The following is a 17,093-nucleotide window of genomic DNA, read 5'->3' as shown; positions in this document are numbered from 1 at the left end:
GATCTACCCAAGGGATAAAGGCTCTTTCTGTGAGGATGCCCCTCACACTCCAAAAACACGCTACTATTACAAAAATAACCAGAACCAGACCTGGACTTGACACTCGCAGACTTATCAACCCGTCGTTACGTCACTCCGTTTCCCGCAGAAACCTACACCCTGCGAAATGGTCTGACGGTAATTTTTCAACAAACGCCATCCCCTGTGGTGACGGTAGATGTATGGGCCAAAGCCGGGGCGATCGCCGAACCGGATGCCTGGTCTGGCATGGCTCACTTTCTAGAGCATATGATTTTCAAGGGCACCGACCAGATGCCCCCCGGTTATTTTGACTATGTGATTGAGAGCCACGGCGGCGTCACGAACGCGGCCACCAGCCACGACTACGCCCACTTCTTTATTAATACAACAGCCGCTCATTTGCCTGCAACGCTGCCCTGTTTGGCAGAGCTGCTGCTCCACGCGGCTATTCCCGACGATGAGTTTGAGCGGGAACGCGATGTGGTGCTGGAGGAAATTCGCCAGGCAGAAGATGATCCCGACTGGCTAGGTTACCAGGCGCTCTCAGAGTTGGTTTTTCAGTCCCATCCCTACGGGCGATCGGTGCTGGGTACTCCCAATCACCTGCTGCGCATGCTCCCTGAAGAGATGCGAGCTTTTCATCGGGCGCACTATCAGCCTCAAAACCTGACGGTTGTACTGGTGGGAGATGTTCCACGGGATGCCACGCTGGCTTTGCTAGAAGAGGTTTTTGCTGGTTTTGAACCGCCTCAAGCGGTGCCCCAAGCCATAGTCGAAGCTGAGCCTCCGCTCATTGGCGTTCGTCGTAATCATCTGGAATTGCCCCGCCTGGAGTTAGCTCGTTTGATGTTGGGTTGGGTTGGCCCGGGTGTGGATCAACTCTCTGATGCCTATGGTTTGGACTTGTTGTCAGTTTTGCTGGCGGGGGGACGCACGTCTCGCTTAGTGCGGGAGCTGCGGGAAGAGCGGCAATTGGTTCAGGATATTGGCAGTAGCTTCTCGCTTCAAAGGGATTCTAGTCTATTTACAATTACCGCCTGGTTAGAGCCTCAGTATTTAGGACAAGTAGAAGCGTTGATTGGCGATCGTCTCTCCCAACTGAGCAGTACCCTGGTTTCCATTGAAGAACTTCGCCGCATTCAGCGGCAGTTGTGTAATGACTTTGCCTTTTCAACGGAAACTTCCAGTCAACTGGCAGGTTTGTATGGCTACTATGGCACCATAGCCCGGCCTGAATTGTCGATGATTTATCCCGAGCGGATCATGAGTCTGCAACCGGAAACCCTACAGGCCTTGGCTAACCAATATCTCTCGCCCTATCGCTACGGGGCCGTGCTGCTGACCCGTGAGCCTGATTGATGCGTGTGCTTATACCGACTTCAAAACTCGACGGTAAGCTTTAGGTAGGGTGGCTGTAAAGGCTTCCCTGCCTTCTGCAATTTTTGTCTGGATTGTTCTTTTTTCTTCGAGAGGCCCATGTCTTTACCGCTTGCTGGCGATCGCCCCCAACTTCAGGTTCATCGTACCGTTCTGAACAATGGCCTGGTGGTGCTGGCGATGGAAAATCCCAGCGCTGATATTATTGCCGCCCGTATTTTTGTGCGTGTGGGTACCCGTTATGAGGCTCCTGAGCAAGCCGGGATCACCCACTTGCTGACGGCTGTAATGACGAAGGGTACCGATCGCCTGTCGTCTATGGAGATTGCTGAGCGGGTAGAAACGGTGGGGGCCAGTCTAGGGGCTGACTCTGCAACTGATTACAGCATCATGAGCCTGAAGACGGTCTCCTACGACTTTCCAGAAATGCTGGCTCTGGCAGCGGAGTTGTTGCGATCGCCCTCCTTCCCGGAGGCCGAGGTTGATTTGGAGCGTCGCCTCACTTTGCAGGGATTGCGTTCCATGCAGGAGCAACCCTTCAATGTGGCTCAGAAGCAACTGCGCCAGGCGATGTATCGTAACCACCCCTACGCACTCTCCTCCATGGGTACGGAAGAGAGCATCACGACCCTGCAACGGGGTGACCTGCAACGCTATCACCAAACTTACTTCCGCCCCGACAACATTGTAATTAGCATTGCCGGACGGATTACCCCTGAGCAGGCGATCGCCCTGGTAGAGCAAACCTTTGGCGACTGGGTTAATCCTGAGGGTGGAGCGGCTCCTACGGCTGACGGTTTGCCTGAGCTTCAACCTCAACCCCAGGTTGTTAAGACGGCTCAGGATACACAGCAGGCAATTGTAATGCTGGGCTATCTAGCGCCATCCATCCATAATCCGGACTATACCAGTCTGCGATTAATTAACACTTATCTGGGTAACGGGCTTTCCAGCCGCCTGTTTGTGGAGCTACGGGAAAAGCAGGGATTGGCCTATGACGTTTCGACGATCTTCCCGACGCGCATTTCGACCTCTCAGTTCATCGCTTACATTGGTACGGCCCCTAGTAATGCGGCGATCGCTCTAGAAGGCTTGCAGCGCGAGATTAACTACCTGCGTGATAACCCCCTCACTTCTGAGGAGCTGGAAGTAGCGAAGAACAAATATTTGGGCCAATACGCTCTGGGTAAACAAACCAATGCTCAGATTGCTCAAGTCTATGGTTGGTACGAAATTTTGGGAGCGGGAATTGACTTCGATCAGCGATTCCAAGTAGCCTTCTCGGCCGTCACTGCTGAGGATGTACAGGAGGTCGCTAATCGTTACTTTGTTGAGCCTTATGTTTCATTAGTGGGTCCTGAGATGGCGATCGCCCAAGCCTAACTCATGCATCTTTAACAGGTTGGGCATATTTACAAACTTGTGGATGGGGTGAAAGGGACACGAAGTGCCCCCCTTCACCCCATCCAGATAGCTAGAACTGGAACGCCAAGCTTATAGTTCGGCATTCCAGTTCATCTTCTTGTTCAGCAGAACGTAGTGTAGCAAACCCAATTAGTTTGATAAATAGTGCAAATCTGAATACTCGATTTCATCTACCTTTTGGCAGTTTTCTGCCCCTTGCTAAGCGGTAGGGATCTGCGGTACGGTAGGCTTTCGGTATCAGGAATAACAGTCTGAAATTCCGCATCCCAAAGAAAAACGGCCTTCGTCATGAGCTACTATATTTCGCCTCACTTTCTTGAAAAACTATCCGTTCATATCACCAAAAACTATCTGAAGTTACCTGGCGTGCGAGTGCCATTGATTTTGGGTGTGCATGGGCGCAAGGGGGAGGGCAAAACCTTCATGTGCGAGTTGGTATACGAACGCATGGGTATAGAAGCCATTCATGTCTCAGCGGGGGAGTTGGAAAGCCCCGATGCGGGTGATCCGGCGCGCCTGATCCGTCTGCGCTATCGCGAAGCGGCAGAACTGGTAAAGGTGCGGGGTCGCATGGCGGTTCTGATGATCAATGACGTGGATGCGGGGATTGGTCGGGTTGATTCTCAGACGCAGTACACGGTCAACACTCAGCTGGTGAACGCCACGTTGATGAATATTGCGGATAACCCTACGAATGTGCAGCTTCCTGGCAGTTATGATGCCGAACCTGTGCAGCGTATTCCCATTATTTTGACGGGGAACGACTTTTCGACGCTGTATGCGCCCCTGGTTCGTGATGGGCGGATGGAGAAGTTTTTCTGGGATCCGGATCGGAGCGATCGCCTTGGCATCATCGGAGGCATCTTCGACAAGGATCTCAGCCCTGGTGAGGTGGAAACCCTGGTGGATACCTTTCCGAATCAGGCAATTGATTTCTTTAGTGCATTGCGAGCGCAACTTTACGATGAACAGGTTCGTAACCTGATTCAAACCATTGGTCTTGAACACATTTCCCAAAAAGTCGTTCACAGTGACGGCAAACCTACTGAGTTTCATCGGCCCGACTTCAGCCTGCCTCATCTTATTGAAATTGGTCGACGCATGGTGCGCGAGCAAGAGCGGATTCGGGAGTTGCGGCTGGTTGAGGAGTATCACTCTGCACTTCAGCCTCGGATGGATGGCGGCGGGCAGCGGGCAGACGGCCAGGGATCGGTCGCAGATAAGCAGGCGGTAGATGGCAAAAAGCGGCCGATTGAGGAAAGGAATAGTGCTCCTGCCAGCCCCCCAAAACCGATAGCCCATTATCCCTCTACCGATCACAACGGTTCCAACGATGCTATTCCTGCAGAGGCGATCGCTGAACTCGAACGCCTCCTGAATACTAACCATCGAATCGGAATTGAGCATGTGAATGAGCGACGGTTCCGCATTGGGTCGTGGCAATGTTACGGCAGCTTTGAGAGTACGCTGGATGTGGCGATCGCTGGGCTCAAAGCCTGCATGGCTGAGTATCCGCAAGACTACATTCGCCTGGTGGGTGTCAGCCCCGATCGACGACGAGTGGCGGAGTTGATTGTGCAACGTCCTAAAGCAGCCGTTTAGGGGTTATCAAGCAAGCTTGAATGGCACTAGGGCGTGCTTTAAAGCTGCCTGAGAGAGTCATTTTCTCGTGCGCTTCGTGCACGAGAAAATGACTCTCTAGCACTGTGCACGTTGATTAAGTACGGTGGTGTGGGGCACGGAGCGCCCCACACCACTGTTGCTTTACTTAACTCACTTGGACATTGCTATAGATTCTTAGAGAGTTTGAGGATTTAAATTTCTCCAAACATCTACCGCTTGCTTCATGCGCTTTTCATAGGAGTTCTTTAAGATCTGTCTGGATATTTTGTGATTCTCGGGAGCCTAAGTCGTGAAGTCAAAAGCTGTTGCATTGTTTCTTAGCCTTGGTTTAGTAGGCACTCTAACAGCCTGCTTAGGTGCTAACGAACGTGAAGAAGAAGCGGAAGATACTGTTGTTCCCACCGCTCCCAATGTCCAAGATGCAGAAACAGAACAGGAAGAGGCAGAAGAAAGTGAGGGAGGCGAAGAGGGAGAGGGTGGAGAAGGCTAATGTAGCGATCGCCTGACCTAAATGCTGGAACTTATATCCGAGGCATTTTTATAGAATGGGACGCACATTGTGCCGTCCCACTCTTTTTGCCTTAATGAAAATCATTGAATCAGGACTTATGCATTCTTATGGTGTGCAAAGCACACCATAAGAATGCATAAGTCCTAAAAATATGAGTTCCAATTCGCTTTTGGTAGCTATGTACCATTAGGTTGTACACAGATTCTTGTAACGTTAATCTTGCCTCACCTTCTCATGCCCGAAGTTTATGATTATTTGCATTGACAATTTACTGACAACAGATGAATTGGACAGTATCCACCAAACCCTCAGCGACGCAGAATTTATAGACGGAAAACTGACTGCTGGGCAATACGCGCGTACGGTTAAAAATAATCAGCAATTATCTGGGCAAGCCCAGGCAACCCGAACCATTCGGGACGTAGTCGATCAGGCGCTTAAACGTAATGCCCTGTTTCAAGCGGCTGTGCGGCCCCATATCATTCGTCCTGCGCTCATTAGCCGCTATGAACCAGGCATGTCCTATGGTTCTCACACCGATAATGCTCTGATGGGTGAGGCTCCTCTGACCCGCTCAGATGTATCGATGACGATATTTTTGAGTGAACCGGATAGTTACACAGGGGGAGAGCTGATTTTGGATAGCAGCTTGGGGGAGCAATGCTTTAAGCTGTCGGCCGGTTCAGCCATTGTTTATCCTTCTACCACATTGCATCAGGTCAGCGAAGTGACCCAAGGGGTTCGCTTAGCCGTTGTCACGTGGATTCAAAGTGTGATTCGTGATAGCCAGGATCGGGAGTTGCTGTTTGATTTGGATACTGCTCGCCGTTCTATCTTCGAAAAGTATGGCAAGACTGTTGAGTTTGATTTGCTCAGCAAGACTCATGCAAATCTGCTGCGAAAATGGGCTTTTACGTGAGGTCGTTTTTACATGAAGTTGCACAGAATGAGAGTGGCGGCGGGTACCCGCCGCCACTCTCATTCTGTGCAACTTCACATTGATTTGGTATGAGGTCAGTTTGGAGTGTTAGGTTACTCTTGGTCCATCTGATCGGGCGATCGCCCTCCCCCTTTCCCTTCCCCTCTCTGTTATATGAATCTCCGCAAACTCCATCGTCAAGCGGCCCCGCTGGTCTTCTTCCCGCTCTTGCTGGCAGCGTTAACGGGCGTCGCCTACCGCATTGGCAGCAACCTATTGGATATTCCCGATAATGTTGCCAATATCTTTATGGTGCTGCATCAGGGGGAATTCCTAGGTGAACCCCTTATGCCTGTTTATGTCTTGCTGATGGGGCTGGGTTTAGTGGGCATGATTATCACAGGTCTGTCTATGCTTCTTCCCAAAAAAGCATCTAAGGCTCAACCACGTCGAGATCATCGTTGGCTACACCGCATCCTCTCTATCATCGGGCTTTTACCTTTAACCATTAGCGCCCTCACGGGTGTTGCCTACGCCATTGGCACAAGCTGGTTGGGGCTTTCCCCCCGCGATATTGGCTTCCTGCTGCGCTTACACCAGGGTTACTATCTGGGTTCAATTTTGTGGCCGTTATACGTGTTAGTTCTGGGGGTTGGGCTGGTCGCGCTCCTGATTACGGGCATCACTATGACCCCCGTGTTTCGCAAGCGGCGTTCTGCCTCTGGCGGTTAAGGACACTCCAATTTATTTTTGCAAAGCCTTGCTCCGTGAGCCTTTGCAAAAATAAACTTCCTGGTCTGAGGGCGTATTGCTAGAGGCTGAGCTTATTCAGCACGACCGCCTGGACTCCAAATATCACGGCCTGCCAGACTGTTTAGAGTGGCCTCTACTGCCCGTACTGCGGCCAGAATGTCGCGTTCTTCACCGCCCAGGTAAAGCCGCCCAAAGGTACCCACCGCTGAAACCTGAAGAATATTGATCAGGGCGGCTTTTTCGGCTTCATTGGCAGCTAGTGCTGCATAGGCTGCAGGCTCCACTTCCAAAATGTAGAGAGTTTGGCCTGATAAAATCATTTGTCCCCGCCGGTTTCGGTTGATCAGCTGCGTATGGTGGGGATCAATATTACGAATGACCTGGCTGGAAATAATTCGGGGTTTAATGCAATCGCTGGGGGTCATGCCCAATTCTTGCAAAATGGCGCGGCCGGCTGCATGAACTTCTCCCTGGCTGCTGGAATGCACTTCCAATACACCATACAGCCGCTCGATAATCAGTACCCCTGGGCGCACGACGGCGGCTTTTAGGGCTTTATCCATCAGGTGATTAATTTCGACTCCTGGGGAAACTTCGACCCAGAGAGAGGCATCCCCTGGCAGCGGCAAAAAGCCCAGCGCTACCGTGCCCAAATAAGCGGCATGTTGAGCCTGTAAGCGGTCAAGATAAACGTAACTGCGGAGATCAATTCCCAAAATTCAAACAGCCCAGGATGAACAGCTAGAACATAGGGCAGAATGCCCCTTTCAAATCTACCCTAATCCTTGCACATTACTATGGCTTGCCCAGTCATCCTGAAGGCCTGTTCTATACCGCCTGAGCCTTGAGGTCTTGTTTCATGGGTTGCTGTGCTTGGTTGCTGAGAGCTTCTCGCGCAACAACCAAGCCCATGTCTAGAACAGCACTGATTTTGGGATTCATGAAATTTGCAAGGGCTGGGAGTCGTGTTGGTTTCGAAAATTCCCTGAATCCGAGCTGAGGTTCGATACCATAAGCAATGTATAGTTTGCGAGGATCATGCTGGACGACCCAGGTACGATGAACACTGCCCTGGCCATGATGTTGCAGATGATCGTGGCGGTCATGGTCGGCATTGGCGCACAGGTCATCGCTGACTTTTTCAAAGTGCCCAGCATTGTTTTTTTGCTGTCTTTTGGCATTTTGCTGGGCAATGATGGCCTGGATATTGTGCATCCGCAACTATTAGGCAACGGACTGGAAGTCATTGTGGCTCTCTCCGTAGCCCTGATTCTGTTTGAAGGCGGCCTTAATCTTGAGCTGCGGCGGCTGAGTCAGGTGTCGGGTAGCTTGCGTAATCTGGTGACGATTGGGACGCTGATTACCCTCGTCGGTGGTGGGATGGCAGCCCACTGGTTGGGAGAGTTCCCGTGGGCGATCGCCTTTCTCTTTGGTTCTCTGGTGGTTGTCACCGGCCCCACCGTCATTTCCCCCCTGCTCAAGCAAGTGCAGGTTCAACCCCCTGTTGCTGCACTATTAGAGGGGGAAAGCGTGTTGATTGACCCGGTCGGAGCCATCCTGGCCGTGGTGGTACTGGATGTGATTCTCAATGGCGAAACCGATCCCCTATCGGTTGTGGGGGGCCTGTTTGTCCGTCTGAGCATTGGTGGCGGCATTGGAGCGCTGGGTGGCTGGGCATTAGGGCAGGGGCTGAAGCTGAACCGATCGCTCTCTGATGACCTAAAGAATTTGGTGGTGCTGGCGGGAATTTGGGGGCTGTTTGGCGTCGCGCAGCTCATCCGTAGTGAAGCAGGGCTGATGACAGCGGTGGTTGCCGGGGTCGTGCTACGAGCTTCTGGAATCCCGGATGAACGGCCCCTGCGTCGGTTTAAAGGACAACTGACAACCTTGTCGGTATCAGTTCTCTTTGTGCTGTTAGCGGCAGACCTCTCATTAGCCAGCTTGTTCGCTCTGGGGCAGGGAGCGCTGCTCACGGTCGCTGTGCTGATGTTTATTGTCCGTCCCCTGAGTATCTGGCTCTGTACACTCAACAATCAGGAATTGAGTTGGCGGCAGAAGCTTTTCTTGGCCTGGGTCGCACCCCGAGGCATTGTGTCTGCTTCTGTAGCTTCCCTGTTCGCCATTCTGCTGACAGAACGGGGTGTCACGGGGGGAGATGCGATTAAAGCCCTGGTATTTCTCACAATTCTCTCAACGGTATTTCTCCAGGGGTTGACGGCCCGTTGGGTCGCCCAACTGCTGGGTATTACAGCATTGGGTTCTACTGGGATCGTCATTGTGGGTTGCAATCCCCTCAGTTATCTGATTGCTCGCTTGTTTCAGGAGCGAAATGAGGCGGCTGTTTTGATTGATACAGACCTGCAAGCATGTGCCATCGCTGAACGGCAGGGTTTAATGACGATCGCCAGCAGCGCCCTCGACGCTGAGGTGTTGGAACAGGCCGGATTAGAAACCAAGGGAACCTTCCTGGCTGCGACAACCAATGGGGCTATCAACCAGGTGATTGCCCAGCGGGCGGCTGAAGAGTTCAACCCACCTCGGGTTTTGTCTCTGCTTCCCAGTGACTCTGCGGCGAATGCGGATGGTGCCGAAGGTTCTACCAAAATTAAAGCGGCTTTTCTGCCGCAGTTGCCATTAAAGAACTGGAATCGCTATTTAAGCGATCGCGAAATTCGTCTTGGCGAAACGACGCTGAGTGAAGCCAACCGTCCTCGCCAACTGAAACATTTGCGAACGCTGATTGATAACGGCCGCATTCTTCCAGTTCTGCTGCAAACTGACACGCAACTGTTGCTGGTGTCTAATCTGGAGGATGGTAAAGCGGGCGATCGCCTGCTCTACCTCTACCACGATCCCAAACCTCAGCTGATCAAGCTGTTGGGAGGTGGATACACCAGAACTGTGCTGGTGCCGGAAACGATTGCAGACATTGAAAATCTGCCTGAACCCGTTACCGAACCTGTAGAACTGCCTGACGTGAAAGTGCCTGTCATTGCTCAGGTAGAGGAGCGGACAGAGGGGAGCGGGCAGGAAACTCAAGGGTAGGGGCGTAGGGCCTGAGAATGGGGGAGTAAAAGGCTGAGGCTTGGCTTACGTTTTGTGGCAAATCTGGGCTTTTGTGTTTACTGCCGGATAATGTAACGACGGAAGACAAGTTGAGGAAATAACAGCAATGAATCTGGGGGTAGTGGCGGCGATCGCCTATGGAGTGTTGGCTATTGTGGGCGGTGTTCTCGGGTATGCCCAGGCCAAGAGTAAGATCTCGCTTTTAGCGGGCTGTGGATGTGGTGCTTTGTTACTGATTAGTGCCTTGTTGCAAATTCAGGGGCAGTCCTGGGGGCTGATTGTTGCGGCTGTGGTGACGGTTGTCTTGTTGCTGGCCTTTATGATGCGATGGCTCAAAACGCGTAAGTTTATGCCCGCTGGCTTGATGCTAATACTGGGGGTTCCAGCATTAGGTGTCATCATTGGCCAGTTGATTCAAGGCTAATACCGATTCAATATGCTTTCTGTTCTACACACCGTCCAGGAAGGTTACAACAGTAGGCGCTCTTCATATCGAGACAATATTAGAACCTAAATTTAGCCCAAACATGAAATAAACGTGGCATGTCCGCCACGCTTATTTCATGTTTGGGCTTAAGGATTTACAAACTGCGTTTTCCAGGCTTCTTCCATTTGTTCGTAGCGTGTCCGGTTTTGCGGAGTTCCGCGCAGCTCCAGATGGTCAACAACGTGGGGATCGAGCAGAAGTACGACGAAGCAGGGTAGGGGGTTGATGGGGTCAGGGCTTACGTCGAAATCAGTATCGGCTGCACGTTCCTTGCCTGGATAAGGCCATCCAAACTGGCTACGGGCTGCATCTGATAGCTCCTGCCACAAACGCTGTCGCAGGGCTACCAGAGACTCATCGGATGCATCTACCCCGATCGCCTGAATAGGGCCGCTCAAACGAAACTGCTCTCGCGTTTTAGGGAAGTACCAGCAGGCCTCTCCCCAGGGGCGATCGCGCAACTGCTCGACTTTTTCGCTGCGGTCATCGGTGACAAACCGTAGCTGATTGGTATCGTCCCGAAACCCTCGAAATACAACGGTTCGGTTCGCTGGACGACCATCCGCTCGTACCGTTGCCAGTTGCAAATAGCGGGCATAGACCAGGGAGCGGTTCCGGTGGAGGGCGTGGGCCAGGGGCGATCGCCAGGGAGCCAGGGTCATTGACCTACCGTTAGCGTGTAGTTATGGCGAGCACCGGGGTCACTGGTTCCAACCCAGACCTCGTAGCTTCCCGCTGCCCAGTCAGTCCCCTGAAGGCGATCATCGGGGTTGCTGCGCGAGGTATCGTCCCCACAACGCACACCACCGGGACCACGCACAACAAGGGCCGTGTCGTTGCCACCGCTATTAACTTGAAGCGACAGAGTATCAAAACTTTGATCCAGCACCAAAATGTGATCGGGTACTGAACTGCCATAACCCAGGCAGAGGTTGCCGTCGCGATCGCGGGCTGTCACCATTTCGGGCAGGGAGTTACGCCCTCCGGTGTTGCCACGCATGGTTCCTTGAGCCACATTGAACCCGCGTTGTAGGGTAACACTACCAAAATTTGATTGGGCGATCGCAGGCAAGGCGATTAAACCTATTCCCAACAACACCCCAACCACAAGGGGTTTTCTTGAAAACAAATGAGACATGGGACTCCTGATGCGCTTGTTAAATCTATACCAGCTGGTAGATTCTCCTAGTTACTATTGACTATTCCTGGTCCATTGGAGTTCCACACTGGTTCAGGCGTTTTTTAACCCCTTCATTTTCTAGTCGTTCACTACAGGAATCCTGACAGGGTAGATAGGGCAGACCGAGTCTGCCCTGTCTACCCTGCGAAAATTAGTGCAGCCTAATACTAGGGTGCAACGTACACCCAATTCAAAACACTCTCTTAAGTATTGACTTGTGAAGTACAGCGTTTTTCAACCGCTTAAAACCTGGTTGTTTTTGTGAGAGCCGCGCTCCGCGCGGCTCTCACAAAAACAACCGTGTCTGACTCAAGCGCAAGGCGCTGTATTGACTTGTGAATGTTGGCCTCAGTTTGGTTTCAGGAACCTGCGTTCTAAAGATGCGTCCTAACAAATAAGCGGCGCAGAAACGAGCAACTTCTACACTAACTTCACCCGGTTGCTTCACCCGATTGGATAGAACTGTGGCGGGATTTGTGCCTTTTTGGCTGAATGCTACAGTTCTGTTAATTCCAAGGTGCAAGAAGCGATACCAAATTCAAAAACGACCTGGGCTTGAAGTTTGAGCAGGATCTTGTTCAAAGCTAAACGCAACATTTGTTTTCTAAATACCCTCGTGTAGCATTTTTCCTATGGCAATTCGATACGGTACTCCATTGAACGATCGCATCATCGGTACCACCAACGATGATCTAATTTATGGCTATGAAGGTGACGATCGCCTAGAGGGCGGTGGTGGCGAAGATGAGATTTACGGTGATGACGACGAAGATCTAATCTACGGCAATGATGGCGATGACAACCTGGATGGTGGCGATGATGATGACACCATTTATGGTGGGGGTGGCCGCGATGACGTCCTCGGTGGCAGTGGTAATGACACCGTTTATGGTGGCGGTAACGCTGATCGCTTGAACGGCCAGAATGGGCGCGATCGCATTGCTGGTGAAGATGGCGATGACCTGATTCGTGGTGGCAATGATAACGACGAACTCTACGGCGGTGATGATGACGACGTGCTGCTGGGAGACGCCGGAAACGACCTGCTCAAGGGTGAAGATGATCAGGACGAGCTATACGGCGGTATTGGCAACGATAGTGTTTACGGCGATGGCGGTAATGACAGCCTAAACGGGGGTGCTGGAAACGACACCCTGTATGGTGGTATTAGCAATGACCAACTTTATGGCAATGTTGGAACCGATGTATTGCTGGGTGAAAGTGGTGATGACCTATTAGTTGGCGTCAGCTCTGCCAGTACTCGGCCTGGTTTCAATGAACGGGACATCCTCAATGGAGGACAGGACCGGGATACCTATGCTCTGGGTGATGCAACTCGCGTCTACTACGACGATCTGCGGGCAGCTAACGCAGGCCTGAATGATTATGCCGTGATTGCCGGATTCAATACTCAACAAGATGTTCTTCAGTTAAGTGGAAACCGGAATAATTATTTTGTCAGACGTTTGGGAGCGGGTTTTAGTGACCAGGACCTAGGCATCTTCTTCGATAAGCCAGGAACCCAGCGTGATGAACTGATTGGAGTTCTCAAAAACACCACTCGCTTCAATCTGGGTGGAAGCTTTGTGCAATACCTCTAATCACAACTCTGTCGAGAACTAAAAGAAGTGCGTCGTGCAAAGCACGGCGCATTTTCTTTACGTCATGCGATTCGTAAATTGTTGAGTGTGTGTTTCACACGCCACACTCATCACAAGCATTTAGTAGGGGGCTCAGTCTTGCTCAATGACTAGCTTCTGGGAGCCAGACAATAAATGCAGTGCCGCGATCGCCATCCTCCTCGTCGGGCAGTAACCCACTGGCCCCCGCCGGACTGAATGCTTCAACTTCTCCTCGCATCCGCTGGATCAGGTCATGGGTAATGGCTAAACCCAGGCCAGTACCAGGAATATCGGAGGTTGCCTGGATACCTCGAAAGTGCCGCTCAAATAATCGGGTTTGGTCGCCTTGGGGAATTCCTGGACCGTTATCAATGATGGCAAGGCCCTGAAAGTTAATTCCATTCCGTTGACGCCTCAACCCTGCTAAAACTTCGACTTTCCCGCCAGATGGGGTGTATTTTAGAGCGTTATCGATCAAGTTGTTGAAGGCTTCCCGCAACGCTCCTGGATCGGCTTCAATGGCTGGCACGCCTTCGGGTATGAGGATGAGCAGTTGGAGACGACGATCCTGGGCGATCGCCCGAGCCGAATTCAGTAAGGGCTGCAAAATATCGGTTAACTCACAGGCGATCGGTTGCAGTTGTGCTGGGGTCAGGGCATTGACGCCCGGTAAGAGCGGTACTCCAGTAGAACTGGCCAGGGCCTTTGGGTTATTGCGCCAGTTTTCTGGAGGATGGCTCTCCTCTTGACCGGGTAAAAGTTCTACGGGCTGCAGATCAACCACTTGTTCAAATTGCTTGAGCAAGTCTTGTAAATGTTCGCTTTCTCGAACAATACCCTCAGCCAGGTCACGACTCTTGTTATTAGGGGCAAGCCGTTTCAGCAATACTTTTCCAAAGGTTCGCAACGCCATCAGAGGGTTTCGGAACTGATGAAGCAGGTTGTCGAAGAGTTCATGCTGCTGAGCTTGCAATTGTTGTAGCTGATGCAAGCTGTGATCGTTCCAGGCGGCACGACGATCCATGACACAGGCGATCGCCAACGTTCGGGCAACCCGTTCGATCTGATCCTGTTCCACTTCGCCCCACGGACGATCTGAGCGGGCCGTCACCAACAAGCCCAACACAACCCCTTCATGAACGAGCGGCACCATCATTCGCTGAGCCATGGGTAAGGGCATGCCAAAAATAGACGTTTGCTCCTGGGCTTCCACCTCCGGTGCGTTCCCATTGGGAGAACCCGGTAATACAGGCTGCCCCACTTGAGGAAATACCATGGCCTCCCCCTTATGAGAGGGATGAGGATGTAAGCCATCGGATGCATCTAGAGCAAGCAGGGAAAAGACACTGGCCGGATCACGGCTAAAAATGGTGTCTGGATGGGCGGCAATTGGTACCAGATTTGCAGTCGCATCTCCAGCTACCTCTTCCGTTAGGTAGACGACACTCAACGCTGCCCCTAACCCTTGTGTCAGTAGCGCAATCTGGGCCTGGCAAAGGGTGACGAAGTCTGGGCTCGCAAACATCACAACCAAGTTGAACCAAAATGAAGAATCTGTAAGGGATCAAGGCGATCGCATTGAGCTCTAGCCTAGGCTCGCTCTAAACCCGATCCGCCTACTATTAAGCATTAATAATAAAGATAGATAACGGAGTTTGTGTAATGTTTTGTAATGCAAGCTTAAAAGAAGTTGAAATCTCATACCTAAGACGGTATACTAGCGACCGTCAATCTATTTTGTAACCAGAGTTACATCTATCGTAGCAGAGAGGAGGTCAGGAGGTTGGCAAGGAGACGCAAACGTAAGAGCCGTCGTCGTTTGGAAGGCCGTCGGATATTAGAATCCGTACCTCAGTTTAGCATCGAGTGTGGCGAAGATAAGCCTGTAACTGCTGCCCGGAAGTTCATTCACGCTGAAGGAATTGCTCCTCCCGCACTATTGCTTGTAAAGCGTAACGAGCATACCACGGATCGGTACTTCTGGGCCGAGAAGGGTCTGTTTGGAGCGCAGTATGTGGAGGAGAACCATTTCCTATTTCCCAGCCTGCGCACGGATGAAGAGTCTGACATGCTGCCTGTTGCCTTAGGTAGCTAGTAGTCTTCTCTTGCATCGTTGCCTCCCGGTGCCGTGTTTTTCCCTGTTGTAGTCAGGCTGGAGACTCTACTCATCAGTCCCCAGCAGCTTTGTAAACTTCAGATGCCTTTGGTAGTTGTGGTATTTCAATTCTCTTCGAGTTACTGATGAATACAAGTTATTCCTTGGCAATTTCGGAAGATTAGAAAAAATACCGTTGCGGAACTGGAGTGGAATGGGTGGGTGTTACGCTCATCTAGTAAAGCTGTAAGGCTTACGGTTGGTTTATTGTTACCACCTGATTCGACATTGTTACGTAGCTTAAATAACGAAAATAGGGATTGATTCTGTCAATCCCTATTTTTTCAAGATTTTTCTCAGTGAAAGAAAGCGTGGAGCCATAGTTCTCACGCTTTTTTGTTGCCTCTCAGGGTTGGCGATCGCACCACCAGCCCTAAAAGGCTTTACTGAATGTCGCCTGTTGCCTGGGAAATTTCCTCCAGGGGCTCAGGGCTGTAGGAGTGTACCCGCTCCTGAAGGCGGCTAAAGTCAAACGGTTGCTTGTTTTGGGTGCGAGCCAGAGCGATGCCTGCACCCACTATCCCAGTAGAGACCACGAGTGCCGCTGCAAAGCTGACCAGCAAATCACCTCCCATTGGGATAGGTAACCAGGCACTAAAGTCTGGAGCAGGAAAATAGAGGGCCCCCGTGAGGATTCCTAACAGGGCTCCGGCCAGCGCAACTCTTCCCGTCAGATGGCGGGAGTAGAGACCTAGAATTACAGGGGCGAAGGCCCCGGCACAGATGAGATCGGCCAGCAAGAAGAGATACAGCACGTCATAACCCCGAGCCGCGATGAGAATGGCGGGAATGCCTACGGCAACCGTCAGCACCCGAGAGGCCCGTAGTATGCCTTCCCGTTGCATCTGGGGAAACAGTCGCACCAGGTCCACAGTGAAGACGCTGGTGATGCCATTCAATAGAGATGACAGAGTACTCATCACCAGAGCCAGGGCCAGCACCAGTACCAGCATGACAAAGGCTAGGGGCAACCGTAGCTCTTGAATGAGGGAAAAGAAGGCGCGATCATCATTGAAGCCAAAGTGCATCGCTAACAGCCCCAGAGCTCCTGCAACCATGATCATGGGGACAATGACGAGGGCGCTATAGAGAAATGCTTTTTGCACGGTTTTGCCGGTGCGGCTAGCGTAAACTCGCTGCCAGTTACTCTGGTTAAAAGTTTCGGCCGCTGTGATGGCGATGAGCAATGTCAAACCAAACTTAATGCCCGAAATATTAGACCAGGACAATAGTTCTGGAGCCTTTGCCTGAATGGGTTCTAAAGCGGCCTGCCAACCACCCAGATTGCTGGCTGCAACCCAAAGGCTAATCAGTAGCAATGGCACAATAATGACGAACTGTACGGCATCCGTGAAGATTGTGGATTGCAACCCCCCTGCCGTGGTGTAGAGGAAGGTGGCAGTAATTACCACCAACGCTGTCCAGCCCAGGGGAACATTTGCCAGGATTTGAACGGCTTTGGCGATCGCGGTCAACTCAGCACTCAGGTAAATGAACATGTAAAACACGATCACCCCTAAGGTGAGTAGATACATGGCGTTGCCAAACCGCAGCAATACAAACTCATTCAATGAGTGCCCATTCGGCAAAATGCGCCGTATCCGTGGTCCTGCAAAGGCCAGCATGGCAATTGGCATGGCTGAGCCAATGCCATAGCCAATAACTCCAGTAATGCCGTTGGTTGCGCCAACCTGTGGGGGACTAAATAGAATCCATACCCCCATGGCGGAGGCAACGATTGTTGCAAAGGTCATGCCAATCCCGAAACGGTTACGGCTGACCACAAATTCTTCTAAGTTAATGGTCTGGCGGCTGGTGTAGAGAAATCCCATCAGGGCAAATAGCCCTGCCGTAACTAATAACACCAGCACGCTGATAGATTCGATGGACATTACAAGCACCTCATCCAAAATCAAACGCAAATGCTGTGTCCGATTTTCTGAGGGGCGAAGAG

General features: G+C 51.7%; 15 protein-coding genes. 10 read left to right on the top strand and 5 right to left on the bottom strand.

Going from position 1 to position 17,093, the window contains the following annotated elements; translation table 11 throughout:
• Window positions 1-96 precede the first annotated feature (96 nt).
• The 6 genes from H6F91_RS15825 (at window position 97) to H6F91_RS15800 (ending at window position 6,608) form a co-directional block, all read left to right on the top strand.
• The gene (locus tag H6F91_RS15825; protein WP_190772257.1) at window positions 97-1,380 is read left to right on the top strand and encodes a pitrilysin family protein; all 1,284 of its coding nucleotides are present in this window, start codon (window positions 97-99) and stop codon (window positions 1,378-1,380) included.
• Window positions 1,381-1,497: 117 nt separating this feature from the next.
• Window positions 1,498-2,781 (top strand): pitrilysin family protein, encoded by a 1,284-nt coding sequence (locus H6F91_RS15820; protein ID WP_190772256.1) that lies wholly within the window; start codon window positions 1,498-1,500, stop codon window positions 2,779-2,781.
• Between the two features lie 330 nt (window positions 2,782-3,111).
• Complete coding sequence (locus tag H6F91_RS15815) at window positions 3,112-4,425, top strand: AAA family ATPase (protein ID WP_190789399.1); 1,314 nt, start codon at window positions 3,112-3,114, stop codon at window positions 4,423-4,425.
• 310 nt (window positions 4,426-4,735) lie between these two features.
• Window positions 4,736-4,936, top strand: coding sequence for a hypothetical protein (locus H6F91_RS15810; protein WP_190772254.1), 201 nt, complete (start codon window positions 4,736-4,738; stop codon window positions 4,934-4,936).
• Window positions 4,937-5,204: 268 nt separating this feature from the next.
• Window positions 5,205-5,876, top strand: coding sequence for a Fe2+-dependent dioxygenase (locus tag H6F91_RS15805; RefSeq protein ID WP_190772253.1), 672 nt, complete (start codon window positions 5,205-5,207; stop codon window positions 5,874-5,876).
• A gap of 174 nt (window positions 5,877-6,050) precedes the next feature.
• Window positions 6,051-6,608: a PepSY-associated TM helix domain-containing protein gene (locus tag H6F91_RS15800; RefSeq protein ID WP_190772252.1), complete on the top strand. Its 558-nt coding sequence runs from the start codon at window positions 6,051-6,053 to the stop codon at window positions 6,606-6,608.
• A gap of 92 nt (window positions 6,609-6,700) precedes the next feature.
• On the opposite strand, the gene H6F91_RS15795 is transcribed toward H6F91_RS15800, so the two are convergent.
• Window positions 6,701-7,345 carry a hypothetical protein gene (locus tag H6F91_RS15795; protein ID WP_190772251.1) on the bottom strand — a complete coding sequence of 215 codons (645 nt, stop codon included), beginning with the start codon at window positions 7,343-7,345 and terminating at the stop codon, window positions 6,701-6,703.
• 322 nt (window positions 7,346-7,667) lie between these two features.
• Here H6F91_RS15795 and H6F91_RS15790 point away from each other — a divergent pair, with 322 nt between their 5' ends.
• Together H6F91_RS15790 and H6F91_RS15785 are read left to right on the top strand one after the other, a co-directional pair.
• Window positions 7,668-9,674 carry a sodium:proton antiporter gene (locus tag H6F91_RS15790; RefSeq protein WP_242035816.1) on the top strand — a complete coding sequence of 669 codons (2,007 nt, stop codon included), beginning with the start codon at window positions 7,668-7,670 and terminating at the stop codon, window positions 9,672-9,674.
• Between the two features lie 127 nt (window positions 9,675-9,801).
• On the top strand, window positions 9,802-10,119 hold the full coding sequence (locus tag H6F91_RS15785) for a TMEM14 family protein (RefSeq protein ID WP_190772250.1): 318 nt from the start codon (window positions 9,802-9,804) through the stop codon (window positions 10,117-10,119).
• A gap of 149 nt (window positions 10,120-10,268) precedes the next feature.
• Here H6F91_RS15785 and H6F91_RS15780 read toward each other — a convergent pair whose 3' ends face one another.
• Together H6F91_RS15780 and H6F91_RS15775 are read right to left on the bottom strand one after the other, a co-directional pair.
• A complete protein-coding gene (locus H6F91_RS15780; RefSeq protein WP_190772249.1) occupies window positions 10,269-10,844 on the bottom strand; it encodes an Npun_F5749 family FMN-dependent PPOX-type flavoprotein in 576 nt (191 codons plus the stop codon).
• Window positions 10,841-11,320, bottom strand: a complete 480-nt coding sequence (locus tag H6F91_RS15775) for a hypothetical protein (RefSeq protein WP_190772248.1) — start codon at window positions 11,318-11,320, stop codon at window positions 10,841-10,843. Before H6F91_RS15775 ends, H6F91_RS15780 begins: the two co-directional genes overlap by 4 nt.
• 674 nt (window positions 11,321-11,994) lie before the next feature.
• Here H6F91_RS15775 and H6F91_RS15770 point away from each other — a divergent pair.
• Window positions 11,995-12,963, top strand: a complete 969-nt coding sequence (locus H6F91_RS15770; RefSeq protein ID WP_190772247.1) for a calcium-binding protein — start codon at window positions 11,995-11,997, stop codon at window positions 12,961-12,963.
• 142 nt (window positions 12,964-13,105) lie between these two features.
• On the opposite strand, the gene H6F91_RS15765 is transcribed toward H6F91_RS15770, so the two are convergent.
• The gene (locus tag H6F91_RS15765; RefSeq protein WP_190772246.1) at window positions 13,106-14,509 is read right to left on the bottom strand and encodes a HAMP domain-containing sensor histidine kinase; all 1,404 of its coding nucleotides are present in this window, start codon (window positions 14,507-14,509) and stop codon (window positions 13,106-13,108) included.
• Window positions 14,510-14,767: 258 nt separating this feature from the next.
• Here H6F91_RS15765 and H6F91_RS15760 point away from each other — a divergent pair, with 258 nt between their 5' ends.
• Window positions 14,768-15,079: a DUF3155 domain-containing protein gene (locus H6F91_RS15760; RefSeq protein ID WP_190772245.1), complete on the top strand. Its 312-nt coding sequence runs from the start codon at window positions 14,768-14,770 to the stop codon at window positions 15,077-15,079.
• A gap of 443 nt (window positions 15,080-15,522) precedes the next feature.
• Here the strand turns inward: H6F91_RS15760 and H6F91_RS15755 are convergent, their stop codons facing one another.
• Entirely contained in the window at window positions 15,523-17,031 is a 1,509-nt protein-coding gene (locus tag H6F91_RS15755; RefSeq protein WP_190772244.1) for a Na+/proline symporter, read from the bottom strand.
• Window positions 17,032-17,093 lie beyond the last annotated feature (62 nt).

Origin of the sequence: Leptolyngbya sp. FACHB-8, assembly GCF_014695575.1 — a bacterium.
Lineage (GTDB): Bacteria > Cyanobacteriota > Cyanobacteriia > Elainellales > Elainellaceae > Vacuolonema.
This window is presented reverse-complemented; position numbering and strand designations above follow the sequence as displayed.